Annotated in this window: 19 protein-coding genes; 11 read left to right on the forward strand and 8 right to left on the reverse strand. The window is 61.6% G+C overall.

The window, feature by feature from the left end; all coding sequences use genetic code 11:
• Window positions 1-3 precede the first annotated feature (3 nt).
• Window positions 4-3,171, forward strand: a complete 3,168-nt coding sequence (locus tag AC070A_RS28025; protein WP_494773607.1) for an efflux RND transporter permease subunit — start codon at window positions 4-6, stop codon at window positions 3,169-3,171.
• Between the two features lie 100 nt (window positions 3,172-3,271).
• On the opposite strand, the gene AC070A_RS28030 is transcribed toward AC070A_RS28025, so the two are convergent.
• From AC070A_RS28030 to ric, 3 genes are all read right to left on the reverse strand, one after another.
• Window positions 3,272-5,590 carry a PBP1A family penicillin-binding protein gene (locus AC070A_RS28030; protein WP_492384078.1) on the reverse strand — a complete coding sequence of 773 codons (2,319 nt, stop codon included), beginning with the start codon at window positions 5,588-5,590 and terminating at the stop codon, window positions 3,272-3,274.
• 103 nt (window positions 5,591-5,693) lie between these two features.
• A complete protein-coding gene (locus AC070A_RS28035; protein ID WP_492384077.1) occupies window positions 5,694-6,857 on the reverse strand; it encodes an NnrS family protein in 1,164 nt (387 codons plus the stop codon).
• Window positions 6,857-7,528, reverse strand: coding sequence for an iron-sulfur cluster repair di-iron protein (gene ric, locus AC070A_RS28040; protein ID WP_218374122.1), 672 nt, complete (start codon window positions 7,526-7,528; stop codon window positions 6,857-6,859). Before ric ends, AC070A_RS28035 begins: the two co-directional genes overlap by 1 nt.
• A gap of 509 nt (window positions 7,529-8,037) precedes the next feature.
• On the opposite strand from ric, the gene AC070A_RS28045 reads away from it, so the two are divergent.
• Window positions 8,038-8,337: a DUF6894 family protein gene (locus tag AC070A_RS28045; protein WP_156414616.1), complete on the forward strand. Its 300-nt coding sequence runs from the start codon at window positions 8,038-8,040 to the stop codon at window positions 8,335-8,337.
• A 69-nt stretch (window positions 8,338-8,406) separates the two neighbouring features.
• On the opposite strand, the gene AC070A_RS28050 is transcribed toward AC070A_RS28045, so the two are convergent.
• Entirely contained in the window at window positions 8,407-9,528 is a 1,122-nt protein-coding gene (locus AC070A_RS28050) for an HPP family protein (RefSeq protein ID WP_492384076.1), read from the reverse strand.
• A gap of 38 nt (window positions 9,529-9,566) precedes the next feature.
• Window positions 9,567-10,445, reverse strand: a complete 879-nt coding sequence (locus AC070A_RS28055; protein ID WP_093233279.1) for a LysR family transcriptional regulator — start codon at window positions 10,443-10,445, stop codon at window positions 9,567-9,569.
• A 116-nt stretch (window positions 10,446-10,561) separates the two neighbouring features.
• Here AC070A_RS28055 and AC070A_RS28060 point away from each other — a divergent pair, with 116 nt between their 5' ends.
• On the forward strand, window positions 10,562-11,275 hold the full coding sequence (locus AC070A_RS28060; RefSeq protein WP_492384075.1) for a 5-formyltetrahydrofolate cyclo-ligase: 714 nt from the start codon (window positions 10,562-10,564) through the stop codon (window positions 11,273-11,275).
• On the opposite strand, the gene AC070A_RS28065 is transcribed toward AC070A_RS28060, so the two are convergent.
• On the reverse strand, window positions 11,236-11,550 hold the full coding sequence (locus AC070A_RS28065) for a hypothetical protein (RefSeq protein ID WP_492384074.1): 315 nt from the start codon (window positions 11,548-11,550) through the stop codon (window positions 11,236-11,238). The genes AC070A_RS28060 and AC070A_RS28065 overlap by 40 nt on opposite strands.
• A gap of 347 nt (window positions 11,551-11,897) precedes the next feature.
• Between AC070A_RS28065 and AC070A_RS28070 the strand changes: the two genes are divergently transcribed.
• Both AC070A_RS28070 and AC070A_RS28075 read left to right on the forward strand, forming a co-directional pair.
• The gene (locus AC070A_RS28070) at window positions 11,898-12,107 is read left to right on the forward strand and encodes a dodecin (RefSeq protein WP_057249612.1); all 210 of its coding nucleotides are present in this window, start codon (window positions 11,898-11,900) and stop codon (window positions 12,105-12,107) included.
• Window positions 12,108-12,298: 191 nt separating this feature from the next.
• Complete coding sequence (locus AC070A_RS28075) at window positions 12,299-12,919, forward strand: pentapeptide repeat-containing protein (protein ID WP_492384073.1); 621 nt, start codon at window positions 12,299-12,301, stop codon at window positions 12,917-12,919.
• A gap of 199 nt (window positions 12,920-13,118) precedes the next feature.
• Here the strand turns inward: AC070A_RS28075 and AC070A_RS28080 are convergent, their stop codons facing one another.
• Window positions 13,119-13,325, reverse strand: coding sequence for a hypothetical protein (locus AC070A_RS28080; protein WP_057249614.1), 207 nt, complete (start codon window positions 13,323-13,325; stop codon window positions 13,119-13,121).
• Window positions 13,326-14,429: 1,104 nt separating this feature from the next.
• Between AC070A_RS28080 and AC070A_RS28085 the strand changes: the two genes are divergently transcribed.
• The 5 genes from AC070A_RS28085 to AC070A_RS28105 all read left to right on the forward strand — a co-directional run bounded on the left by AC070A_RS28085 (window position 14,430) and on the right by AC070A_RS28105 (window position 21,157).
• Window positions 14,430-15,191, forward strand: coding sequence for a GGDEF domain-containing protein (locus AC070A_RS28085; RefSeq protein WP_057249616.1), 762 nt, complete (start codon window positions 14,430-14,432; stop codon window positions 15,189-15,191).
• Between the two features lie 448 nt (window positions 15,192-15,639).
• Window positions 15,640-17,001 (forward strand): TolC family outer membrane protein, encoded by a 1,362-nt coding sequence (locus tag AC070A_RS28090; RefSeq protein WP_082615788.1) that lies wholly within the window; start codon window positions 15,640-15,642, stop codon window positions 16,999-17,001.
• 33 nt (window positions 17,002-17,034) lie between these two features.
• Window positions 17,035-19,212 carry a type I secretion system permease/ATPase gene (locus AC070A_RS28095; RefSeq protein ID WP_494773609.1) on the forward strand — a complete coding sequence of 726 codons (2,178 nt, stop codon included), beginning with the start codon at window positions 17,035-17,037 and terminating at the stop codon, window positions 19,210-19,212.
• A 52-nt stretch (window positions 19,213-19,264) separates the two neighbouring features.
• The gene (locus tag AC070A_RS28100; protein WP_093233287.1) at window positions 19,265-20,545 is read left to right on the forward strand and encodes an HlyD family type I secretion periplasmic adaptor subunit; all 1,281 of its coding nucleotides are present in this window, start codon (window positions 19,265-19,267) and stop codon (window positions 20,543-20,545) included.
• Window positions 20,546-20,548: 3 nt separating this feature from the next.
• Window positions 20,549-21,157 carry a ribbon-helix-helix domain-containing protein gene (locus AC070A_RS28105; protein ID WP_093233288.1) on the forward strand — a complete coding sequence of 203 codons (609 nt, stop codon included), beginning with the start codon at window positions 20,549-20,551 and terminating at the stop codon, window positions 21,155-21,157.
• Between the two features lie 95 nt (window positions 21,158-21,252).
• On the opposite strand, the gene AC070A_RS28110 is transcribed toward AC070A_RS28105, so the two are convergent.
• Complete coding sequence (locus AC070A_RS28110) at window positions 21,253-22,179, reverse strand: transglutaminase-like cysteine peptidase (protein ID WP_492384072.1); 927 nt, start codon at window positions 22,177-22,179, stop codon at window positions 21,253-21,255.
• A 515-nt stretch (window positions 22,180-22,694) separates the two neighbouring features.
• On the opposite strand from AC070A_RS28110, the gene AC070A_RS28115 reads away from it, so the two are divergent.
• Window positions 22,695-26,094, forward strand: a 3,400-nt coding sequence (locus tag AC070A_RS28115) for a beta strand repeat-containing protein (protein ID WP_494773608.1), incomplete at its 3' end; no start/stop codon positions are given.

Here is a 26,094-nt window from a genome sequence, read left to right on the forward strand (position 1 = left end):
AAGATGCCACTGTCCGAGTTCAGCATTCGCCGTCCGATCGCCACTGCGCTGCTGTCGGTCGCACTTATTCTTGCGGGTGTCTTCAGCTATCTCGTCCTGCCGATTGCGGCCCTGCCGCGCACCGACTTCCCGGTCATCAACGTCTCGGCCTCGCTCCCGGGCGCGTCACCGGATACCATGGCGACCTCGGTTGCAACGCCCCTTATCAAGCAGTTTGCGACGATAGCGGGGATCGACACGATCTCGACGACCAACGCGCTTGGCTCCACGTCGATCTCCATCGAGTTCGTGCTCGGGCGCAACATCGATGCCGCCGCCGCCGATGTGCAGGCGGCCATCACCAGAACGCTGCGGCTCCTGCCGCAGGATATGCCGGCGCCGCCAAGCTATCGTAAGGTCAACCCGGCCGATGCCCCGGTTCTGCTGCTGGCGCTGAAGAGCGATACGGTGCCTCTCACCGACCTCGATGCAATCGCACAACAGGTGATTTCTCCCACCTTGTCGGTGCTCAACGGGGTGGCCGAAGTGTCCATCTTCGGCAGCCAACAATTCGCCGTGCGCATTCAGATGCACCCGGATGCGCTCACGGCGCGTGGTATCTCCGTGGATGCGCTGAAAACCGCGGTCGTTGCGGCCAACGACAATTCCCCGCTCGGCACGGCGCAGACGAAAGATCGCCAGGTGGCGATCGTTGCCGATACCCAGCGGATGAACGCTGCGAGCTTCTCGAACGTCATCATCAAGAGCGACAACGGCAGGCCTGTGCGGCTTGGCGATGTCGCGACGGTGGTCGATTCCATCGCCAACGATCAGACGGCGAGCTGGCATGACGGGTCGCGCGCCATAATCCTGGCAATCCAGCGCCAGCCGGATGCAAACACGGTAGAAGTCGTCGACCGGGTGCAGGCGCTCCTACCGTCGCTGCGCCAGTCGCTTCCCGCATCCGCTTCCATCGAAACGCTCAACGATCGGTCGAGCTCGGTGCGCGGCGCGGTGCGCGACGTTCAATTTACCCTCGCGCTGACCGTCGGCCTGGTGATCCTCGTAATCTTCGTGTTTGTCCGCCGTCTTTGGGCAACGCTTATCCCGGCGTTAGCCGTGCCGATCTCCATCATCGCCACGTTTGCCGCGATGTATCCACTCGGCTTCTCGATCGACAACATCTCGCTGATGGCGCTCACGCTGTCTGTCGGGCTCGTGGTGGATGATGCGATCGTGATGTTGGAGAACATCGTTCGTCACATGGAGGAAGAGGGCATTGACGCGTTTTCCGCCGCGCTTGCCGGTTCGAAAGAAATCGGCTTCACCATCGTCGCAATCTCCCTTTCGCTGGTCGCAGTGTTCATCCCGGTCCTGTTGATGGGCGGCGTCATCGGCCGCATTCTCCACGAGTTCGCGGTTGTCGTCACCGTGGCGATACTCGCCTCCGCCTTCGTTTCGCTCACGCTGACGCCGATGCTCGCCGCGCGACTGCCTGCCAACAAGGACAACGCGCCAGCGACCGGCGTGCTTGCGCGGCTGGACATTGCGTTCGAGCGCGGCTTCGCTCGCGTCCTGAATACCTATGAACGGCTGCTTTCCATCTGCATCCGGCAGCGTGGCCTGGTGCTTCTTCTCTTCCTGTTCACCATCGCGATCACGGCCTATCAGATCACGACGATCCCCAAGGGCTTCTTCCCTCAGGAGGATATCGGCCAGCTCCAGGTCACCACCCAGGCGCGCGAGGATATCTCCTTTGCAGCGATGACGGATCTTCAGTCCAAGGTAGAGGCGGTCTTTGCCACGTCGCCCTATGTCGCCCATGTGGCAAGCACGATCGGTTCGGGTGGTGCATCGACGGCGCTCAACACCGGGCGTCTGTTTGTGGAACTCAAGCCCAAGCGCGACCGCCCTCCGCTCGAAACCGTTCTTGCCGATTTACGCCGGGAGCTTGCGGCCATCCCCGGCATCCGGGCGTATATGTCGCCGATCCAAAACCTCTCCGTAGGGTCCCGCGCCTCTGCCAGTCAATATCAGCTGGTCTTCCAGAGCCTCGATCAGCCGCTGATGAACGAGTGGGCACAAAAGCTCTGCAATGCGATGATCTCTGATCGCGCCTTCTTCACCGACGTCAACAGCGACCTTCAGATCAACGCGCCGCAAACGCGCCTAGTCGTCGACCTCGACAAGGCGGCAACGCTGGGAGTCGATGCCAGTCAAGTGCGTACGACACTCTATGGCGGCTTCGGCGCCGAGCAGATCTCAACGATCTACACGGCAGGCGACAGCTACGAAGTCATCATGGAACTCGATCCGAGCATCGAGTGGTCTGCGGACAAGTTCGCCGAACTGCGCGTCGGTGGCGCGAATGGTGCGCTTGTGCCCCTCGGCGCCTTCGCCCGCGTCGAAACGGTGTCCGGGCCACTCACCATCAATCAGCTGGGGCAACTGCCGGCAGTCACGATCTCCTTCAACCTGCCGGCCCAGGTCGCTCTTGGCAACGCACTCGCGGAGGTCGCGCGCCTCAAGACGGAGATTGGTATGCCCTCGGCGATCGCCACCCGAAATTACGGCACCACGCAGCTGTTCGAGGATGCCGCCGCCAATCAGGGGCTGCTGATCCTCGCGGCGATTGTGACGATCTATCTGGTGCTCGGCGTCCTCTACGAAAGCCTTATCCATCCGCTGACCGTGCTCTCCGGCCTGCCGTCGGCGATTTCCGGGGCGCTTCTTGCGATCTACTTCTGCGGCTTCGACCTCTCGATCATCGCGATCGTCGGGGTGCTGATGCTGATCGGCATTGTTAAGAAAAACGCGATCATGATGATCGATGTGGCGCTGGCGCTGCAGCGTTCTGGCAGTTCGGCCCGCGAGGCAATCCACCGCGCCTGCCTTATGCGCTTCCGCCCGATCATGATGACCTCCGCCGAGGCGATCATGAGCACGCTTCCGATCGCGGTCGGCAGCGGGGCGAGCGCGGAACTGCGCCAGCCGCTTGGTGTCGCGGTGGTCGGCGGCCTCATGGTATCGCAGTTCGTGACCCTCTTCGTGACGCCCGTGATCTACCTCTACATGGAGGACCTGACGCGGTGGATCTCAAATCTGCTTCGCGCGACCGTGAAGCTTGAACGACCCCCAGCAGGTGTCAGCCAAGCTGTCGTTGATCCGGCGGGCTCCCCAACTGACAAATGACGGTGCGAAAGCGTTCTGGCTTCTATCCCTGTGGCCAGCCGAAAGACTTTTCTAGTTGAGGCGGCTTCATTCCTGAGAGCTGGATTGATCGCCGCGCGGCTCACTTCTCGCAGAGTCGCCGTCCGCCATAATAGGGCTGATAGGTGCAGTCCGACGGCCTGAAGGAACGATAGCTGCGGGAGCAGGCCGTGATGTTGCAGGACTGCGGCGCGGCCGGGCTTTCGACAAGCGCTCCTGCCGCAGGCGCCGCCATCGCTTCCCGCATGAAGTCGCGCCAAATATGCGCTGGCAAGGCGCCACCCGTGACCCCCTTCATCGGCGTATCGTCGTCATTGCCAACCCATACGCCGGCGACGAGTGGCTCTGTGAAGCCGACGAACCAGGCGTCGCGATTGTTTTGGCTGGTGCCGGTCTTGCCGGCCGCGAACGCGCCGGGAGCGGCCCCGCGTCCGGTTCCGCGCTCGACCACCAACTGCAAAAGGCCAACGAGATCCGGCTGGTACGCGGAGAGATCAATGGTCGGCGCGACCTGTGAGCCGACACGGAAGGCCTCCGGCTGCCCGGCCGCCTGAAAGTCGATGATGCCCCAGGGTTCTACGGGCGCCTTTCCGAGATGGACGGAGGCATAGGCGCTGGTGAGGTCAAGCAAGCTGACCTCCGAAGTGCCGAGGGCCAAGGACGGCGTATTGGCAAGCGGCGCGTTTATACCGAGCTCGCGCGCAGCGGCGATCACATTGTCGAGCCCGACCTCCTGGGCAAGCGCCACCGTTGGCGCATTCAGCGAGCGGGCAAAGGCCTCGGCAAGCGTGACCCAGCCGCGATAGCGGCCACCGGAATTCTCGGGCGACCAGCCGTTAATGTCGATCGGCGCATCCAGGACCTGGTCGGACAGAGTGAACCCGGCTTTCAGGGCCGCATAGTAGACGAACAGCTTGAAGGTGGAACCCGGTTGCCGCATGGCGGTCACGGCGCGATTGAATTGGCTTTGCTTATAGTCGCGACCGCCGACCATGGCGACGACCGCTCCGTCGGGCGTCATCGCAACCAACGCGGCCTGGGATACCCCGGCCGCCTTTCCTTCCGTATCCAACGCGTTTGCCAGAACCCTTTCGGCGATCCGTTGCAGCTGTGGGGACAGTGTCGTGCGCACCGTGGTCGAACCCGGCGACGCGCCGGCGATTTCGCTCGCCTGCGGCGAGATCCAGTCGGCGAACCAGCTTCCGGATCGTGGCGTCGGCGTCGTCGGATGGAGCGTGGCGAAGCTCGCCTTGACTTGTGCAGCCTCGGGTGCGGTGATCTTGCCATTGGCTACCATCGTGTCGAGGACGACCGATGTGCGTTGCCGCGCACCTTCAAAATTGTCGATCGGGTTCCACTGGCTCGGCGCCCGCAACAATCCAGCCAGCATCGCCGATTCCGGCAAATTGAGTGCGCCGATGTCCTTGTTGAAATAGATCCTTGCGGCTGCGGGCATGCCGGTCGCGCCGGCGCCGAGATAGGCGCTGTTGAGGTAACGCGTCAGAATTTCCCGCTTGCCAAGCTTCCACTCCAGCCACAGGGCGATCACGAACTCCTGGATCTTTCGTTTCATTGTTCGGTCGCTATCGAGATATTGCAGCTTGATGAGCTGTTGGGTGATGGTGCTGCCGCCCTCGACCACCGAGCCCGCTTCGAAGTTCCGCACGAGTGCCCGTCCGATCCCTCTGACATCGATGCCGAAATGGTCCATGAACCGGCGGTCCTCGATTGACAGCACGGCATCGATCAGCTGCGGCGGGAATTGGTCGTACTGTGCGTAGGGTCCCTGATAGGGGCCTTGTCTGACCAGCGGTCCTCCATCCGCCGTTTCCAGCACCACGACAGGCTTCAAAGTTCCGTCCCTGATCTCGCTCCAGGGAACATCCTTCAGCGCCCACACGAGTACAGTACCGGGAAGAAGGAGGCAGGCGAGGAGAGCCAAGCCTATAGCAACCTTCCACCAGCTTGGCCTGACGAAGGTTCTCCCGTGATCTTCGGAGGGCTTACGCAGCGCGCCGAGCCGGTTCCCGACTTTCGCCAGAGCAGCCACGAACCACCCACGGGGATCGTCGACAGTTGATGCGGCTTCGTCTGCATTCGAAGGGCTGAATTTCGTTTTCAGGTAGGAAGCCGCATGCTTGGCCTTCGCACCGACCAAGGTTGCACCCACCTTCAAATCGTGGCCGAGCGCAACCAACAGATGGCGAGCTGCCTGTCCGCTTTGGCCGAAGGGTGTCGGGGAGGGCGGTGTTGGCGTGGATTGATCCGGCCCGTCGGATGGGTTTGAAGCGCAGGTCTGGCGCACGACATGCTCGACAGTCGATTCCGAGCTTTCCGGGCGATCGGCACCCTTGCTGGAGGTGTTGGCAATCTGGGTCGAGGTCTTGGGAGGGCGTGGCATCGGCTACCGCTAAAAGGATCTTTCGGAATCTAGCGCGACCTTGTGACCTGACAATGTTCATGATGCAATGAACAGTTGGTCTTCAGGCTGGCGTGTCCGCTACTTACGCCCTGTCAGCGCTTAGGACCGGTCTCGGAACAGGTCCTCTTAGTGCCGGTAGATAGGCGATAAGGAACAGCCCCCATGCCAACATCCAGCATGCGGCCGCGGCGACGATGGGATCGAAATACGCGCTACCGATCCATTCGGCCAGGATGCGAATCATTGCGGCGAGGCAGATAAGAGCGAAAGCGCATGCCATCTTCCGGCTGAGCGTGAGCACACCTTCGTTGCGCGCCATCGCAGCGCGCATCATGAGGGCCGCCATCATTGTTCCCATGGCCCCCATGGTCGCTGCATGCAAAGCGGTCGCGGGTGACATTTGGTCTGGAAGCATGGTGGCGAAGCCAACAAGCAGGAGAGCCGTCGGCGTCCAGGAAAATGCAAGATGCAGAATGAAGAGCGCCGGGTAGCGCCGGGTTCTCAGGCATTGCCAGCCGCTCATTCGTAACACGAGTGCCAAGCCGGACAGTACGAGGGCGAGACCCTCCGCGATCGATTGTTCGGAAGCGTTGAACCAGGCGGCCGCAACTATGCTGCCGATCGCCAAGTAGGAAAGCCCGGGCTGGTCCCGAACGAGACCTGCTTCACCAGTTCGTCCGAGCCAGGAGCGTGTGAAAGCGGGCACGGCACGCCCGCCGATCAGGGTGATCAGGGCGAGGAAGATCCGCGGCACTGCCTCTGCCACGAGATAGCTTGCCTCTCCGTCAAGCCATAGCGAGCTGAGCATGCCAATCAGCGCCATGGCGAACGGTGCCCAGAAGCGGCGTCCCGCTCTGCTCGATACAACCCGCTGGGCGAGAACGACCGCAAGAAAGACGAAGTAGGCTAACATCCCGCCTGCGGCAGCAACGACCGGGAGGTGCGCCGAAAAAGCCATCGTCAGGCGGGCCACGCACCAGAGAATGGTCGCGAACACGGTAACGTTACGCGAGACCGAGCCCTTCTTTGTCCAGGCGGGCAGGGCGGTCAGCAGGTAGCCTCCTGCCGCCGCACCGGCCATGCCGAAGAAAAGCTCATGGCTATGCCAGGCGGCTTTGTCCGGTCCAATACCCTCGGGCAGAAGCCAGACCGCAGGCGCGACAAGCGCCCATAGACCCGCCAGAAAGAACAGGGGCCGGTGCGGCGCCTGCCAGATCGATGTCCACGGCTTTGGCGCAGCGATCATCAAATCGTCTGGAGGCCGGCCTCGAAGCGCGGAAACAGCACGGCATTTTCGAGATGCATGTGCGTGACGAGGTCGTCGGTGAGCTTACGCAACCCGGTATAGAGTGCGGTCCATGAACCGCAGGCGCCGTCCGGCAAGGAAAGCCCGTGGGTGACGTGCTCGATCGTTCGTAGATGCTCCACCTCGTCGTCGTGCTCGCGCCGCATCTGGGCGATAGGATAGGAAATCGCCGCGCCATCATCGCGCTGCATCATCGGAAACAGAACGAGCTCTTCCTTCATCATGTGGCTTTCGAGCTCGTCGCGCAGCGCTTCCAGGGCTTGGAAAAGCCCGACGGGGGCCGACGGATGGCCGCCGTGTACCCGTTCCACCTTCTGAGCAAGCGGGATCAACCATGCGAGCTCAGCACGGTGCGTTTGGTGGTACCTGTGGAGGAGGTGAGCGATGAGATCGGCGGTCTCCTCCGGGGCATCTCGACTTGCGGAACGCTTGAGCGTTTCTAGTTCTGTAAGCAATGCCGAAGGGGCGATACCGGCCTTGAGCGCAGCTTCCGACAACAACATCTTGCCGCCGCAACAGAAGCTGATGCCGTAACGGCGAAAGAGTTCCGCGGCCCCCGGCAATTCGGCTGCGATGGTTGCGACTGTGCTTTCGAGGCTGAGATCGGTCATCATCTGTTCCTTGTTGGGTGCTTGCAGACGGATTCCGAGCAACGCTTGGACGTATCGGACGCATCGAAGCCGTCTGGGGTTGAGGCAATGTGTATCGGCCCCTCCGGCGCCGGGGACTTCCGGGCTGCCGTGCGGCGCAGAGAGCATCCTTGGCTACGCGAGGTGAGGATCTTCGTCTTTGTGCCTGCGCAAACGCCAGAAACGCGCGTACGTCTCGTCGTTGACCTACCCGTTCCTCTTAGGTACGGGGCGTCGTCCGCCCAGGAATCGACTTCGACAGCGAGCCGTTTTTTGACCGGTAATATGTCCCGAGCCAGGAAAGCGTCACACGCATCCGCGAGGTCGACACGCCGATCCCACCTTGTCCGTCGAGCACGGTGAAGCTGACGATGCTTAACGTAGAGTAAATGTCACGCTCGGGTCACGCGACAAGGAGACGATGTCGCGATAGGTTGCAGGGTCATTTCAAACCCTGCAATGCCGCTCATAGCGCTTTCGGTTCCTTCAGCATGGCCAGCGCCGAAGCGGCATCCCGTATGGAGTGGAATATCATGCGCCGCTATCTGTTCAATATCTATGCAGCAGGCGTCGTCAGCCGCGACGAAGTTGGCCGGAAATACCCATCGGATGGACCCGCAGTTGCCTATGGTCAAAGGATTGTCGATGAATTGACCAAGGACGACGACTATTGCGACGCAGTCATCGATGTGGTTACGGCGTCAGGGCGTCTGGTTGCGCGACTGATATCGAGCGAAACACCGCTCGTGCATCACGTGAGGCAACCGACGCGACAGATTTCGCTGCACTGAGCCTGTTGATCTCGCCAATCTGACGACGGGCACAGTGGATTGATCCGGGTGGACAACCGAAGGCAAATCCTATGCAGCCTGTTCGCGACCTGAGTTGTGATCGAATAACGTCCGCGCTGCTGCCGCCAGCAGATCCGTTTGTGAAATCAGTCCCAGCACATGATGGTCGTCATCGACGATGATGACCGCGTGAATTGTTCCGCTGGTGAGCGCCGGAAGCAAGCTCATCGCCCGGTCGTCCTGGCGCGCGACCACTGGCGTTGCAACGTTGCTGCCGACGGTGGCGCCGGGCTCGGTCAGTTCCCTGAGTCCGACTGTACCGACAAGTCGCTCGTTTCCATCCTTTACGGGTATGGTCCGGATATTGTGTTTGAGAAGCAACGAGCGCGCCGCCTCGCTGCTGTCGTCTTGATGGACGCAGATGACGTCCCTCGACATGATATCCCGGCACAGGATGTGGGGTGTCGCCCGAATTGCCGCCTGTAATTCCACCTGGCGCAGCACCCGATCAAGATCTTCCCGGCTGATGTCAAACGTTTCATCCAGCGCCTCGAGCGCGGCATCGACATCGACGCCGGTAAAGCCGACCCGGCGACTGGCGGGCGGATCAATGGTCGCGTGCGTATTTGCGGGCGGAGCGACGACGTGCGGGTAGTTGCGTCTGGCCAGCTTGTGAAACAGGATCCCGAGAGCCACCAGCAGACACGAGTTGAGCGCGACGGGCACCAGCGGGAACAGGAGACCCCAGCTCGCCACGACAGGGCCGCCAAGCACTGCCGTCAACGCAGCGGCGCCGCCGGGCGGATGCAGGCAGCGCGTAAACGACATCGCCGCGATCGCGATCCCCACGGCAATACCTGTTGCGATCAGCGGATCCGGCACGAACATCGCTGACAGAACACCCACGAAGGCGGAGATCGTGTTGCCGCCGACGATTGACCACGGCTGGGCAAGCGGGCTTGCGGGAACCGCAAACAGCAGAACCGCGGATGCGCCCATCGGCGCCACGATCAACGGAAGGCTGGCACCGCCACCAAAGATACTGCCGCTGATCATTCCGGTCAGGAGGATACCAACCAGCGCTCCGAGACACGCAATCAGGCGCTCCCTCAACGTCGCTCCCGCCAGGATCGGCGCGAAGAAACGACGGCCCAGCGGTTGCGAGGGCGTCTGGTTGGGCGAATTGGTCATGCAGTCACCTGTAAATAGCAGCGCGTAGGTTGAATATTTCAGTGGGAGCCAGCGTCTGTATGCAATGCGCGGCGCAGGATTTCGATCGCAGGGGAGCTGGCCTCCCTACGATAGATGAGCAGTGTCTGAATTTCACGCAATGAATGGGTTCGAGCCTCGCCTGGCCAGTCCATCAGTTCGAATACGGATCGTGGCACTACACCGATCGCGTCACCGGCTGCAACGCTCGCCAGGATGGCGTGATAGGAGGAAACCTCCTTGGTCGCAATCGTCGGCGACGGACGCGCCCATTGTTCCGCGACACGGCGGTACGTGCATCCGGGTTCGAGCGCCGCCAACCAGTTCACGCGCACGTCCAGGGCGGTTTTGATCGGAGGATGCGACGCGGGCAAGACGATCAATACGTCTTCGCGGTAGATCGGATCGCCATCGAGGTCCTCGAGCAAGTCAGGTCTCGGCATCGCGATATCGCTTGGCAAACGTGCGATCAGCGCACAGTCGATTTCTTCAGCGAGCACGGCTCGGGTCAGTTCCTCCGTCGAGCCCATGGTGAGCCTCAGCGCCAAATCCGGGTGCGTTCGGTTGATCGACTGCAGAACCGGCGGCAGGCGGCTGGCAGCGGTACTCTCCATGCTGCCCAGCCGCAAGACGTCCGGCATCATCGTCGGCTTCAGCGCGTTGCGCGCCTCGTCACCGAGCGCCACCAGCCGTGTGGCGTAGGAGCGAAAAAGACGCCCCTCGCGCGTCAGCGTCATCTTCTTGCCGTCGCGGCTAAACAGGCCGACGCCCAATTCTTCCTCGAGTGCGCGAATACGGTTGGTGACGTTGGATGGCGCACGGCCAATCTCGGTGGCGGCACGGCTCACGCTGGTGCGCTCGGCTACCAGCAGGAAAATCTTAAGGGTCGTGAAGTCCATTTTATCTACGAAGGGAATGAAGCTGCTTTATTGTTCTCGAATGGGAAATGATAATCAAGGTGATCTCGTGAAACTGCGTTCGAAACATTCCCGGAAACGGAGAAAGGGCATCGACCATGTGCACGCCTGATGAGGACGATCTTCCGCCGCGCTTTTCATCACCGCCTTGCCTGATGCACGAGGTGGATCCGGCCTATATGGGCATGGAGTCTCCAGAGGCGATCTCGATTGTGCAATGGCGGGAGCAGGAGAGAAAAAGGCTGATATCCGCGCGACAGGGCATTCCGATTGCAGAACGGACCGCACGGACAGACGCGATCGTTTCTGCGCTCGACCAACTTCTGCCCAACGTTCGAGGCGAAACGATTTCGCTGTATTGGCCGTTCCGTGGTGAACCGGATCTGCGCTCTTGGATGAACACGCTCATTGCCCGCGGCGCCAAGTGCGCATTACCGGTGGTGCTCGCCAAGGCAAAACCTCTCGGCTTTCGATCCTGGCGCGCTGGCGAGGCGCTCGAGAGGGGTGTTTGGGGGATCCCAATTCCGACCGAGGGGCGGGATGTTCAGCCGACCATCGTCATCGCACCGGTCGTCGGTTTCGACGAGAGCGGTTATCGCTTGGGCTATGGTGGGGGCTATTTCGATCGTACACTCGCCGTGCTTCAACCGAAGCCATTCGTGATCGGCATTGGGTTCGAACAGCAGAGAATGGAGAGCATCAGGCCACAATGGCACGACATCGCGATGGATGCGATCGTGACCGAAGGGCGAACGCTTTCATGCACCGTCGGTCAAGGGCGCAAGGGTGCGAGTTCCGCGAACTGCAGATAGAAGCCGAGCGACAGGATAGCGACGGCGAGCGCAACGGTTCGTGAGGCGAACCGCGCCGCCAGCCATGAGAGCGCTATTCCCGCGATGACTGCCATTACCCCCAATGATGGCCCCCGATGACTGAAAGCCAATCCCAAAGCGGTCAATCCAGCGGACATCGCGAGCGTTGTTCGCACCGCATCGCCGCGCGATTGCTGGCCGCGGCCATTGCGCACGAAACTCAACTCCGTCAGGCTGAAGGCCATTGAAACGCTCAGCAGCAGCGACAGCAGCAACCCACTCCACATCATCCGACAATCCCTTGGTTGGATGTTTCAGACAGAGTGAAGCAAGAGTTGGGCCACCTGAACGGTGTTGCATTTGCACGACCGCGCGCCCGATTTGCGGGAAAAACCGGCCAGTGCCAGGCAAACTGCACGTTCCTTGTGCAAATCAAGCGCTTGCGATGGCAGGGGCATGATCCGCTTTGTGGCGACGCTCGCCTTCCTGGCTGGCGGACAGACGAAGCAAGCCGTGCGATGTCCTCACGTAGTGCGTCGCGCTCGATGCGTGGGGTAGGTGCTGTTTTCGTGATTTGCCTGTAGGCTTGTTGTTCGCTTCTAGAGGCAACCGGGAGGGTGTCATGAGTGACCATGTCTACAAGAAGGTAGAACTTGTCGGCAGTTCGAAGTCTTCCGTTACGGAGGCGATCGAAACGGCGATCGCGCGGGCGTCGAAAACCATGAGAAATCTCGAGTGGTTCGAGGTCGATCAGATCCGGGGCCACATCAAGGATGGCGAAGTGGCACACTACCAGGTGGTCATGAAGGTCGGTTTTCGGATCGACGACTGACGCGCGGCCGGGCTGGCCTTCGGCACTTGCCGGTTACTAGATTCTGTCGACTCTGCTAGTCACGTTGAAGAGCCTGTAGACGCTCGCGTGAAAGCGAGGTCGTTGCCGGTGCACTCAATTGTTGCCCGGTCGAAAAGGATGACGGAACGGCAGGCGTTCGCCGTCTAACCGAGCTCAATGGATGGATGACGATGGCTGAACGACGATATGGCGAAGCGCCGCCGAAGGTAGATTTCACGATTGCCGGTGCGGACTGGTATGGCCGGCAGATCGATCGCGAGCGTCATCAGAACACTCTGTTCGTCGATCTCGACCTGACTGAGGCGCAGACCGTTGGTGTCGTCTTCCAAGAATGCACCTTCCGGCGTGCGCGCTTTAATGCCTCGTCGCATCAGGCGGGTGCCTTCATGAACTGCACTTTCGTGTCCTGCAAATTCTTCGACAGCCGGTTCACAGAGTGCAAGTTCGTCGGCAGCATGTTCGATACATGCGACTTCGACCAGATGCAGGTCTCAGGCGGCGACTGGTCCTTCGTCGGCTTGCCCGGCGCCGGTCTCGGCCGCGCATCCTTTAAGGAAACCCGCTTGCGGGAGGCAGACCTTACCGGTGCCTCCTGCAAGGGTGGCTCGCTGAGAGACGTCGATCTCTCCGGCGCGTGGCTGCACGGCATCGATTTCACAGCCTGTGATCTCAGGGGCAGCGACCTCAGTGCGATCGAACCGGAAAACGTGCACCTCAAGGACGCGATCATCACGATCGACCAAACCATCACAATCGCCGAGGCATTAGGCCTCGACGTGCGGCAGAAGTGAACCCTCCTCAAGAACTGGATGCGTTGATGAAGGACAGGCGCGCGCCATTGCGTTCTGGCTGGTGACAGGCGAACGGCGAGCCCTCCGGACCGCGAACCACAAGCCAGATGTGCGGCTGATCGCTACCCGCCACCCTCCATTTGGATATCCGACGCTCGCCCCTATCGCGCGAGACCGGTGTGCGTCCCGACGGCTCAGGTCACTCCGCGGTCAGGCCGTCAAAGACTTCGAGCATGGCATCGCTGATGGCTTTGCCGAGCGCGGCGGCAGTTTCCCCGAGCGTATCCTCATTCATGTCGCGAGCGGCCATAGCAAAGGCGGCGCCCTCGGCCGTGACGATTTCCTGGGCGCGCTGGATTGCCCAAAGTGCAAAGTCGCTGCGGCCGCTGATCTCGACGGTTTCCATGATTTCTCCTGATTGGTTTGAGCGAGTGGCTTATAGCCGATTTAGCAAATATTGGAGCCGCGCGGTGGGGCGCGTTCGAAAGATCCACACATGCGTCTCGGCTAGATCTGATCGTTTCGGATGAGCAAGGGCCCCGGACAGTCGGCACTCCATCGTCTCAAGGACGGCGAGCGGGCGCTCGCGCGCAGTTGAGCAACAGGCAAATACGACGCTGAGGTCAGCACCGCCTAGCCCAAATTGAGGGGTTCGCCATCCGTTTAATTCGTTGCCTTTAAAGGCCGTCGCTGTCACGTTGTCGCCCGTGAATGGCCACCGGACGGGCGGACCCGTGTTGCTCGCCGGATTTATTGCCGGTCACTCACGGCATTGTTTGTAGAGACATTTTTTTTAGGCCTGTCGTGAATTACGGGACGGAGGAGGAGCCGCCCCGTCTCACGCATGCGACATGTCGAATGCCCGCCAGCTTCGGTCAAAGCCGCCGCGCACTGCCGCGCCGCGTGGGTTACTTTCCGATTGTCTGCGGGATGTAGACGACAGCCCGATCACCACCGTCCGAAAATGCGCCGCCGACAGCGAGATAGGCGGTTATGGCGAGGGCTGAAAGGAGCATGATTCCGACCGGCAGTCCGGTCGAGGCCCTTTGTTCTGGCCAACGCTCCCTGTCGTACATCATCGGTTCCTTTCGTGGCGCTTCAGCATCGGGCAAGGGCGCCCGGCGGAATAGGAACGCCGAAAGACGGGGAGGGTTCCCCTATCAAGCGCTGAAAACAAGGCGCGCTTCGTCGGTTGTCGGCGGTGCACTCGCGTACTGAGAACAAAAGCGATCGACGACAGCCGGCGACCGCTTGGGAAGCGTTGCTGTGCGTGAGCCCGGTCGGTAAGGTGACATCCGGCATCGAATCGCTTCTTTTCGTCGGTGGCGGTTGACGGCGCGTTCAAGCCCGCGGGAGGGACCGGCAAGCTGCTTTCGGCGAACCGGATATCCCGTTTTGGAGCATTTTTCTTGGAAAGCCCGCATACTGCATAAAGTTGTAGGTACCCTGGAAATGGAATATCCATAAACTGGCGCTAGACCGATTGTCATTGGTGAATCGGGAGCGGTGGATGCGAAGAGAAGTACAGTTCAACGGGCAGAGGGACTGGCGAATCGCGCGATATGTCATCGGTGGCATTATTGGTTTCGCCGTACTCGCCCAGGTTTTGGTCTATCTCAGCCTGGTGGCTCTCGTCGATCGGCCCTATGCGGCCGCCGTGGTTGGCGCCGCGTTGATCTCCCTGTTGATGGGCGTGCCGCTGATCGTTCTCGCGGCGACGCAGTTTCGCCGGGCCCAGCGCCTTCGCAACCAGATCAATCATGTCGTCGCCCACGATGCCACGACGGGCTGCGTGACCGGCCGCGGGCTGGTCCAGCAGGTCAATGGCCTCGAGCGTCGCCGGCAACGCGCCGGCGAAGAGCTTCACGGAGCACTCATTCATCTCAGGATCAACAACCTCGACGATGTCGGTGCCGCTTTCGGTCCGGCCTGGAGCGAAGAACTGCTCCAGTTCGTCGCCTCCACCATCAGCACCTCGGTGCGGCGCGATGACATCGTCGCTCGAACCGGCCCGGCAAGCTTCGACGTTCTTTTGGTCGGCGCGAGCGAATCGGATGCCGAGCAGGTTTCCGTCCGCCTGACGAAGGCATTGGCTTCGGCACACTTCTCGGCAGACGGCAGCAAGGTCGATCTGGCACTCAGCGTCGGCGGCGCATTGTTCGACGGCAGCGTAGATCTCGAACGGTTGCGCCGTGCGGCGGCATCCGAAACGGTGTTGGTGGCCAGCGAGGGAACGCAAACCGTCGATTTCGTCCGGCTGCCTTCAGCGTGATTTACTGGGTGCCGGCGCCAGTGCCGGGAAAACAGGTAACCTCCGCTCGCAGCGGCTGAGGCCCTGGTAAGGAATTCGCGCTGCCGTTGCGTCGACGGCGGCGTTGCAGTGGGCCGAAGCGCCTTGCTAGTTTGGGCAGCCGCGGCTGATTTATTTTATTTCAATAGGTTAACGGTTACTCTCGTCGCCACACGAATGTTCCATTTTTGCAACATAGCCGTGCGAAAGCTTGGGGCGCCATAGAACCACCCCAAAATTGGTGGCCGCGTTATATTACCTCTGTATTATCTATCGGTAAATTTCGGCAGTTGTAACGCACGCTCGGATTCGCCAGCATGACGTACTGATTGCGAGGGGGATAATATTGAAAGTGGGGAAAACTTTTAAGGGCGGGCTTTTTTCCATTCTGCTAGCGTCAACCGTATTTGCAGGTGGCGCGGCCGAAGCGATGACGCTGAGGGAAGCGCTTCAGATCGCGATGGAATCGAACCCGGAAATCGGGCAGTCGATCGAGAACCGCGAGGCAATCGAGTTCGAACTGCGGCAGGCGCGCGGTCTCTATCTGCCGAGCGTCGACATGGAAGCTTCGACGGGCGTTCAACATCTTGAGGACGAAGCCCGTCGCCTTGGTTCCATTGAGAACGATCCGCTCTATCCTTCCGACGTCGGGCTGACCATTACGCAGAAGCTCTTCGATGGCGGTGGCCGTCGCGCCGAACTGGAGCGTCAGGCGGCGCGCGTCGACAGTGCCTCCTTCCGGGTCCTCGAACGGTCCGAGACGATCGGTCTGCAGATCGTCCGCGAATATTTCGAATATATTCTCCAGCAGCAGATCGTTGCGGAAGCGCGCAAGAACGTCGGCGTGCACCAGTCGATCCTGTCGGATATCAGCTCGCTGATTTCAGGTGGCGCCCTGACCGATGCGGATCGCCAGCAGGCGAGTGAACGCCTGTTGTCGGCCAAGGCCCGTCTGCAGGAAGCAGAGGAATCGCTCGAAACCGTCAAGATCAGCTTCAACCGCCTAGTTGGCCAGCCGCTCACGAAGCCGTCCATGCCGAAGTCGGTGGCCGGCGTTCTGCCAAAGACGTTGGAGACGGCAATCGGTATTGCCCGCGGCAGCAATCCGCGCATCAAGGCCGCCGATTCCGACATCAGCGCTGCGGATTCGCAGGTCAAAGCCGCACGCTCGAACATGCTTCCGGAAGTCTTCGCCGAAGGGCGTGTGCGCACCGGCAACGATATCGACGGCGCGACCGGCAACAGCTGGGATGCCCAGGCGCGGATCGTGGCGAAGTGGAACCTCTATCGTGGCGGCATTGATATCGCCAACGAGCAGGAGCAGATGCGCCGCGCAAGCGAACAGCGGCTGGTCTTCCACCAGGCACATCGCGAGGTCGAGGAAGCCGTTCGCATTTCCTGGGAACGCCGCAACAGCCAGTACGAGATCTCCCGCACGCTGAACGCGCAGGCTCAGATGAACGTACAGCTCGTCGAGTCCTATCGCGAACAGCTCAAGGTCGGGCAGCGCTCGCTGCTTGACGTGCTCGGCGCGCAGAATTCGCGTTTCAATGTCAGCGTTCTCGCGAAAACCTCGCAGTACGCCGCTCTGTTTGCCGAGTACCGCCTGCTTGCGGCGACCGGCCAGCTCCTGTCGACGATGCAGATCAAGGCGCCGGCCCAGGCCGAAGCCTATGCCCGCAACGAGTTCAATGTTCCGGATACGCCGCCCACGGAAACCTATCGCCGTGTTCCTTCGCGCCAGACGAACGACTTGCCGCTCGATTTGTTGGCGCCGATCCGGCAGAAATGATAGTCCTCGTCAAGGTGGACACAATCGGTGGTAGTGCAAAGCATTGACAGGCATGTGCAGATCGGCCCGTCTTTGACTGGCTTTTCCGAGGCGTTCAAGGAGATCTGTATCTTCTTGAACCGCCCCTCGTCCGACAGCGTGCTTTATTCCGACGTTCCTTTTGACGCGCGGTTGCCGAGCGCCGAGGACGTCTCACGTATTGCGGAGCGGGTCGGCCTGGAAACGGAAATCGTTTCCGGGCGCGCGATCGGCAATCGTGATTTCGTGTACCCGCTGCTGCTCGTCTTTCGTGACGGCAGCGCCATGGCGCTTTTGGAAGAGGCGCCTGACGGCACGTTGAACCTTTCGAACAGAGCTGTTGCCCCCGGCGAAGCGGCGGTGAAACTGTCTGAGTTGCAGCTCGGCGGTCTCTCCTATGCCTTGTCCTTCTCAGCCACCTATCTCAATACGGCGTCCGGCCGCGGCGTCGGTGAGGCCCGTAACATCGACCGCCGGCATTGGCTGACGGCCACGGTCAAGCCATTCTGGCAAGCCTATGTGCAGGTGGCGATCGCGGCCTTTTTCATCAACGTGCTGGCGCTGGCCGCGCCGCTCTTTACGATGAACGTCTATGACCGGATTCTGCCGAACAAGGCGATGGCGACGCTTTGGGTGCTGGCGCTTGGCATCAGCACCGCCATTCTGTTCGACTTCCTGCTCAAGACGGTTCGTGCCGCGCTGATCGACTTTGCCGGACGGAAGGCCGACCTGAAGCTCTCCTACATGCTGTTCGAGAAGATACTGCATGCGACGATGGCATCGCGGCCACCTTCGACGGGCGAATACGCCAACCGAGCGATGCAGTATGAATTCGTTCGCGAGTTCTTCACCTCGAATACGCTCAGCACCCTCATCGACAGCCTTTTCGTCTTCGTTTTCATCGCAGCGGTCTACGCGGTCGCAGGCTGGATCGCGCTCATCCCGGCGGTCGCGTTCCTCTTGAGCGTCTTGATCGGCTATATCGCGCAGTACAAGATCGGCAACCGCGTCGCCGCCGCCTCGAACGAATCTGCCCAGCGTCAGGCGCTGTTGGTGGAGACGATCAGCGCCATCGAGACGGTGAAGACGCTGCATTCGGAAAAGCAGCTTTTGCGCCGCTGGAACGAACTGGCCAAGCACTCTTCGAACACGGCCGAGCAGATCAAGGAGATCTCCTCCTGGGCCTCGCACGCGACACAATTCGTACAGCAATTGGTGACGGTCTGCATTGTCGTCGCCGGCGCTTACGAATTCACTGAAGGCAACATCTCCTCGGGGGCGATCATTGCGGCCAGCATGCTTTCCGGCCGTGCCGTCGCGCCGCTGGGGCAGATTGCGATGACGCTGGCACGGCTGCGTCAGGCGATTTTGTCGCTGCGCATCCTGAATGCGGTGATGGAGCAGCCGGAGGATCGGCCGGACACGATCGGTTTCGTCAACCGCGAGATCCGCAACGGCAGCATCACTTTCACCAATCTCGATTTCGCCTATCCGGGGACCGATTACAAAGTGGTCAGCGGGATGAACGTTACGATCAAGGCGGGCGAGCGTGTTGGCATCATAGGCCGCATCGGTTCGGGCAAGACCACTCTCGGCCGGCTTCTCGCAGGTCTCTACGCGCCCAGCGCCGGCCGTATTCTGCTCGATGGCGTCGATATCCGGCAGTTGCATCCCTCCGTCGTCCGCTCGGCCGTCTCCTTCGTGTCGCAGAATTCCGACCTGTTTTCCGGCACCATCAAGGAAAACCTGCTGATGGCGAACCCGACCGCCAGCGATGAAGAGGTGGTCGCGGCAGCGCGGCTTGCCGGCGTCGACGACTTCGTCTCCCATCATCCGCGTGGCTATGACATGCCGGTCGGTGAGCGCGGTTCCCAGCTTTCAGGCGGGCAGCGCCAGGCGGTCGCCATTGCCCGGCTGTTGTTGCGCAAGCCGAAGGTGGTGTTCCTGGATGAGCCTTCCGGGGCCATGGACCTCGCCAGCGAGCGCGAGCTGATCAACAAGCTCTCCAATGTCTTCAGCAGCGATGTCACCCTTCTAATCTCCACGCACCGTCACAGCATGCTGAGCCTTGTCGATCGCCTGCTTGTTCTCGACCGCGGTCGCCTTGTCGCCGATGGCCCGAAGGCCGCGGTCATCGAACAGCTGCAACGACGCTCGGGCCCTGCCGGACCGGCCGAAGGGGCGGGGCTATGATCCACGCTCTCGACGAATCAATGCCGGTCCGCAAGTGGCGGGAGGGGGCAGCATGACTGAGAAACCGCCGCTTGCCGCGCGCGCTGGACTGCTTGTCATCGGCCTGCTGATCAGCTGTTTCGTTACCTGGGCGGCGATTGCCGAAGTGGACGAAATCGCACGTGGCGAAGGCAAGGTCATTCCCGTCTCGAAGACGCAGATCATCCAGTCGAGCGAGCCCGGCATCGTGCGCGAGATCGCCGTGCAGCTCGGGCAGGTCGTCCGTCGCGGCGATCTGATCCTGCGGCTCGACGATACGGCAAGCGGCTCCTCGCTTGGCGAGCTCGAAGCCAAGGCACGGTCGCTGCGCGCGCAGATAGCGCGCCTGGAACTCGAAGAGAGTGGGGCCTACGACGCCAAGTACAATTGCCCCGAGAATATCGCCAAGGTCGCACCGGCTATCTGCGCCAACGAGGAGCAACTGCTCCAGGCGAAGGCTGGAAACTTTAACAACAAGCTGTCGGTCATGCAGGCGCGCGAGGGTCAGCGTCAGAAGGAACTGGCGGAGGCGCAAGCCAACATCACCCGGCTGACCGAGAGCCTGCAGGTCACGGAACGGGAACAGGGGCTCATCGAGCCGATGGCCAAACGCAAGCTCATCGCTCAAACAGAGCTACTGCGGGTCGAAAAGGAATTGACCGACACCCGGGGACAGCTCGCCCTGTGGAAGCAATCGGTCGGCAAGCTGGAGGCGGCGCTCGAGGAGGCGTCGCTGCAGGTCACCGAACTCTCCCTGCAACTGAAGCAGGAGGCGCTGGCCGAAAAAACGGAGGCCCTCTCGCAGCTTTCCGTGATCGACGAAACGATCCGCGGGGCGACCAGCCGGGTCGCCAACACCGATATCCGTTCTCCGGTCGACGGCATCATCAATACGTTGGATGTCAACACGGTCGGCGCCTATGTGACGCCGGGCGCAGTGATCGGCGGCGTCGTGCCGACATCGGAGACGCTGCTCGTCGAGGCGCGGCTTTCGCCGCGCGACGTCGCCTTCGTGCGCCCGGGCCAACCGGCCTTGATCAAGGTCTCCGCCTATGACTTCTCGATTTATGGCGGCCTCGGCGGCATCGTCGAAACCGTCAGCGCCGACAGTCTCGTCGACCAGAACAATGGCGAGACCTATTATCTCGTGCGCGTTAAAACCGACACGGCTGCGCTGGTGAAGGACGGGCGGGAATATGCCATCATGCCGGGCATGATCGCTTCGGTCGATATCATGACGGGCAAGAAGACGATCCTTGCCTATCTGATGAAGCCGATCAACAAGGCGCGTGAGGAAGCCCTGCGGGAGCGCTGATGAATGAACGAAACGCAGCCTCCACCGTCCGATGAGGACCTGAGCGCGCTGCGGTTCCGCGTCGTCACTGTCGGCGGTCAGCGCCGCGGGATCAAGCTCGAGGAAATCTATTGGCAGTGTCTTGGCGAGCTTGCTGCGCGGCAGGGACGAAGACTTGCGGATATCGTTGCAGCTTGTGAACGAGAGCTTGAAGGCGAGGGGAATTTGACGGCGCGACTGCGCTATGTCGCCACGCGCTACATGCGCGACGAGCTTATCGGTGCCAGGCAACGCAGCAATCTGGCGATCGTCGCCGGTCAGGTGCGCGCCAGCCCAACGCCTGCCTTTGCGCTCACGGGAAACAAGAACATCGTCGCCTTCAACCCCGCGTTCCTCTCCTTTGTCCAGTCGCGGGTTCTGCGGTCGCAGCAGCCGCAGCCGGCGCGCGGCTTGAGGCTCGCCTTCGATGTTCAGTTCGTCGATCTTGTCCGCCGTTTGAAGGCAGCTCCAGGCGAGCCGCAGCCCGCGGGCTTCACCATCGGCGTGCAGGGGCAGGTGACGCGCGGCAAACTTAACGCCGCTCTGGCCCCGCTTGCCGACCAGGACGTGATCATCGGCTTCATTCTGGCCTGAGAGCTCGGAGGTGCCGCCTGCCGCGAGGACGGCTACATTTGGCGGCGTTCATGAATAGGTCTGATCAGTGAAGACGTCGACGTTGGAGCCGAGGTTCAGCGAACCGCAACGCCTTCGCCGGGCATGACATCCGCGAAAGGTGCGGCAGACGCGACCTTATCTCCGGTGGTCTTGATGCCATGGATCCAGGAGCGATCAGCGCTGACCGAAAAGAGCGCCTGATAGCTCGGAAGCGCGCGGTCAAGCTTCACCTCGTCACTCAGGTTGTCGAGAATGAAGTGCCCCTGGCTCGTCGTGATTGCGAGCACCGCGTGATAGAGGTTGCGCCGGACATCGCGAAGTACAACGATCGACATGGCCTCTGACGGCAGACCGGCCGCCTTCAGGGCAGCCATCTTCAGGATGGCATAGTCTTCACAGTCACCCTTGCCGCGGGCAAGAATTTCATCCGGCGTTGCCCAGTAGTCCTTTGAACCGTAGTTCTCCGCATCCGGCTGGTAGCGCACGATCCGGTTCACCGTGCGGTTGATGCCGCTGATTTTCTGGCGGAATGCAAGACCGCTGGCGTTTTCGATCGCCTTGCCGAGAATGCCGCGGGCGGCACAACCGCTGTCCTGTGCGCAGTGGTTGAAGTCCGCCGCCACGACTGCCGGATAGACGGTCTTCCATTTGCGCGCCACTGGGATTGAAGAGACGCGGAAGGCGACCGAATGGAACACGGCGGAGGGGTCCGACTCTGGCGCTGCCCGGCCGTCGAGGCTCGGGCGCGCAGTCACCGCCACCTTCTGCACCTGCCGGTTCTTCAGAGCCTCTGAGGCCTGCTTCGACAGGGTGTTGATCGTCTCCGTGGCGACGGCTGCCAGAGGGCTTGCCATGCTCAGCATCTGCTGGAAGAGACCGGGGTGGAGCATAACGGACTGACCCGCCTGAACGGATGATGTCGCAGATAGCGACACCAGGCCGATCGCGAACACCGAAGTCTTCAGGTATTTTCCGCAGTGCTTCCAGGTGTTCTTGTTCATTGCCGTGTCTCTCGGTTTCGTGAGGACACTGTACGAATGAAAAGAAAAATGCCGGTAAAGCGGTATGTATTATTTAGTGTGCTTCGGAACAATACGTTTTGTGTAAAATTTTATTCAAATTTTATACTTGTGTATTCTTTCGGATCAGGTCGCCAGCCATCGTTGTAGACACACCAGTAACATCGTCATTGGCGGCATGTCGCGTGGATTGCAAACCGCGACCGTTTGTTTCGCAGTTCTTCTTGAGGTTCCCTAAGCGATAAGCCTGCACGTCGAACCAATGGAAGGCTCAGGTGTCGTCGAGCACGATTTCGGGGCCCTTTTTTTCGGGTCGCCGTGCATCCGCGCGGAGGATGGTTACGGACCAATGACCAGAAATACTAAATTTGTACTAAGCTCACCAATTTTGGGTATTGGCATAACATATTATGCTGTTTTTCGCTAATCTCTCAGCCCCCGATTGCGCTCCAAAAAGCTTGGTGTTTTCTTGCTCGCAAAGGTCGAGGGGTATTTCTATGGCAACCGAAGGCACCACAATTTCGAACGAAGCCGCCGCTACGCAGGCAGAGGCAATCGAGTTCCGCAACGCGCCGGATGGCAAGGCTGACCGACTGGTGGCGCAGGCGGCAACGGGAGCTGAGGGAGAACCCCAGCTCGTCGACCCGGCAACCGGAGCGCCGGTGAAAGGCGCCGAGACAGCGCCACAGACGCAGCCCATGCCCGCGACGGTCACAGCCGATGCTTCGAACGTGGTGCACCTGCCCGCAGGCGCGTCGATCGAGAAAATAAAGGTCGTCGGTACCGATATCGTTTTGGAACAGCCGGACGGCTCGACGATCACCATTCACAACGCCGCATTGAAGGTTCCGACCTTCGTCATCGGCGATGCTGAAATCCCGCGCGAAACCCTGGTGGCCGTGCTCGGCGAAAATGGCATCAACGTTGCAGCGGGTCCGGACGGCAGCATCAGCGTCGTCTCGAACCAGAGCAGCGGCGGCGGCTTTGGTGACGCCAACGCGGACATTGGCCAGGCCGGACCGGTCATCGGTCTGTTGCCCCCGACCGCCCTGGAATTTCCGACACTTGAGGCGACTGAGCTTCTTCCCTTCACGCTTGACCCCAATGACAACCCGTCGATCATCCCCGATGGCGGCAGCAGCGATCCCGGCGGCATCCTCGTGAGCGACCGGCAGGTCGACGAAGCTGGCCTCGCCAGCGGATCGCGCGCCGGCGATGGCAGCGCTTCGGTCAACGGCATCTTCACGATCTCCGATCCGGACGGCCTGGGCGATGTCGCCAGCCTGACGATCAACGGCCAGACTTTCGCAATCGGCGGTCTCGTCGGCCAATCGGTCGCGGGCCTGTTCGGCGTGCTGACCATCACCGCGTACGACCCCGCCACTGGCGCCGCGCAGTATACCTATGAACTGACGAGCCCCGTTACTGGCTCCGGCCCGGGCGCAAATGTCGAGCAGGACCGCGATACCTTCAATCTGACGGTCACCGACGGTGACGGCGCGACCGGTACGGCGACGCTGCGCGTGGATATCGTCGACGACGTTCCCTCGATCGGCATCACGGATCCGGCCTCGTCCAACGTGGTCGAGGGCCAGGCGCTTGCCGGCAACTGGACGCTTTCGGCCGGCGCTGACGGTGTCAGCACCGTGGATGTGACGGTCGGCAACACCACGCAGACCCTGGCGCTGACGGCAGGTCAGTCGGTGGTGTTCGCGCTTGCCGAAGGCACGCTGACGGTCAATGCCGACAAGACCTGGTCGTTCGCTGCGGCCAGCAACCTCAACAATGCCGGTGGCGCCAACGTCACCTTCTCGCTGTCGGCCACGGACGCCGACGGTGACACGACGAGCGACAGCCAGACGATCACGGTCACCGATGGTAGTGGTCCGTCGATCGAAGCGGGGGCGGGAACCGCATCGCTGACACTCGACGACCAGACCCTTGCCGACGGCTCGACACCGGGTTCGACTACGAGCACCGGCACGATCGGCTTCACGGCCGGTACGGATGCGATCGCGACGATCGCGTTCGGCAACACCAGCGGTCTGACCGGGGCACTGACCTGGGATCGCGTCTCCGATACGCAGATCGTCGGCCGCGCCGGCGGCGTTGCGATCGTCACGCTCGACCTGGTGCGCAGCGGCGACAGCGCCACGGTGACGGCGACGCTGAACGACAACTACGCCAGCCATCCCGGCATCAACGCCGACGACCTCGCAAGCCTCGGCTCGGTCAAGGTGATCGCCTCCGATACAGATGGCGACACGGCCGAAGGCACGGTGAACGTATCGGTCTCCGACGACGTTCCCTCGATCGGCATCACGGATCCGGCCTCGTCCAACGTGGTCGAAGGCCAGGCGCTTGCCGGCAACTGGACGCTTTCGGCCGGCGCTGACGGTGTCAGCACCGTGGACGTCACGGTCGGCAACACCACGCAGACGCTGGCGCTGACGGCAGGTCAGTCGGTGGTGTTCGCGCTTGCCGAAGGCACGCTGACGGTCAATGCCGACAAGACCTGGTCGTTCGCTGCGGCCAGTAACCTCAACAATGCCGGTGGCGCCAACGTCACCTTCTCGCTGTCGGCCACGGACGCCGACGGTGACACGACGAGCGACAGCCAGACGATCACCATCACCGACGGTGCTGGTCCGACGGTCGATCCGCTTGCGGCCTCCGCATCGCTGACGCTCGACGACCAGACCCTTGCCGACGGTTCGACGCCAGGTTCAAACACGAGCGTCGGCACGATCGGCTTTGCTGCCGGTTCGGATGCGATCGCTACGATCGCGTTCGGCGACACCAGCGGCCTGACCGGGGCACTGACCTGGGACCGCGTCTCCGATACGCAGATCGTCGGCCGCGCCGGCGGTGTGGCGATCGTGACGCTCGACCTGGTGCGCAGCGGCGACAGCGCCACGGTGACGGCGACGCTGAACGACAACTACGCCAGCCATCCCGGCATCAACGCCGACGACCTTGCGAGCCTCGGCTCGGTCAAGGTGATCGCCTCCGATACAGATGGCGATACGGCCGAAGGCACTGTCTCGGTCTCCGTCTCCGACGACGTTCCGGTGATCGGCATTACGGATCCGGAATCGGCGCAGGTTGTCGAGGGCCAGACGCTTTCCGGCAACTGGACGCTTTCGACTGGCGCTGACGGTGTCAGCGCGGTGGACGTCACGGTCGGCAACACCACGCAGACGCTGGCGCTGACGGCAGGTCAGTCGGTGGTGTTCGCGCTTGCCGAAGGCACGCTGACGGTCAATGCCGACAAGACCTGGTCGTTCGCTGCGGCCAGCAACCTCAACAATGCCGGTGGCGTCAACGTCACCTTCTCGCTGTCGGCCACGGACGCCGACGGTGACACGACGAGCGACAGCCAGACGATCACCATCACCGACGGTGCTGGTCCGACGGTCGATCCGCTTGCGGCCTCCGCATCGCTGACGCTCGACGACCAGACCCTTGCCGACGGTTCGACGCCAGGTTCAAACATGAGCGTCGGTACGATCGGCTTTGCTGCCGGTTCGGATGCGATCGCTACGATCGCGTTCGGCGACACCAGCGGCCTGACCGGGGCACTGACCTGGGACCGCGTCTCCGATACGCAGATCGTCGGCCGCGCCGGCGGTGTGGCGATCGTGACGCTCGACCTGGTGCGCAGCGGCGACAGCGCCACGGTGACGGCGACGCTGAACGACAACTACGCCAGCCATCCCGGCATCAACGCCGACGACCTCGCAAGCCTCGGCTCGGTCAAGGTGATCGCCTCCGACACGGACGGCGACACGGCCGAGGGCACGGTGAACGTGTCGGTCTCCGACGACGTGCCTCTGGCCGCTGCGGATGCAGACAGTGTCTCGGAAGATGGTGTCCTGGTTGCCGACGGCAACGTGC

The sequence above is a fragment of the Ensifer sp. GW101-20A05 genome (genome assembly GCF_059424735.1).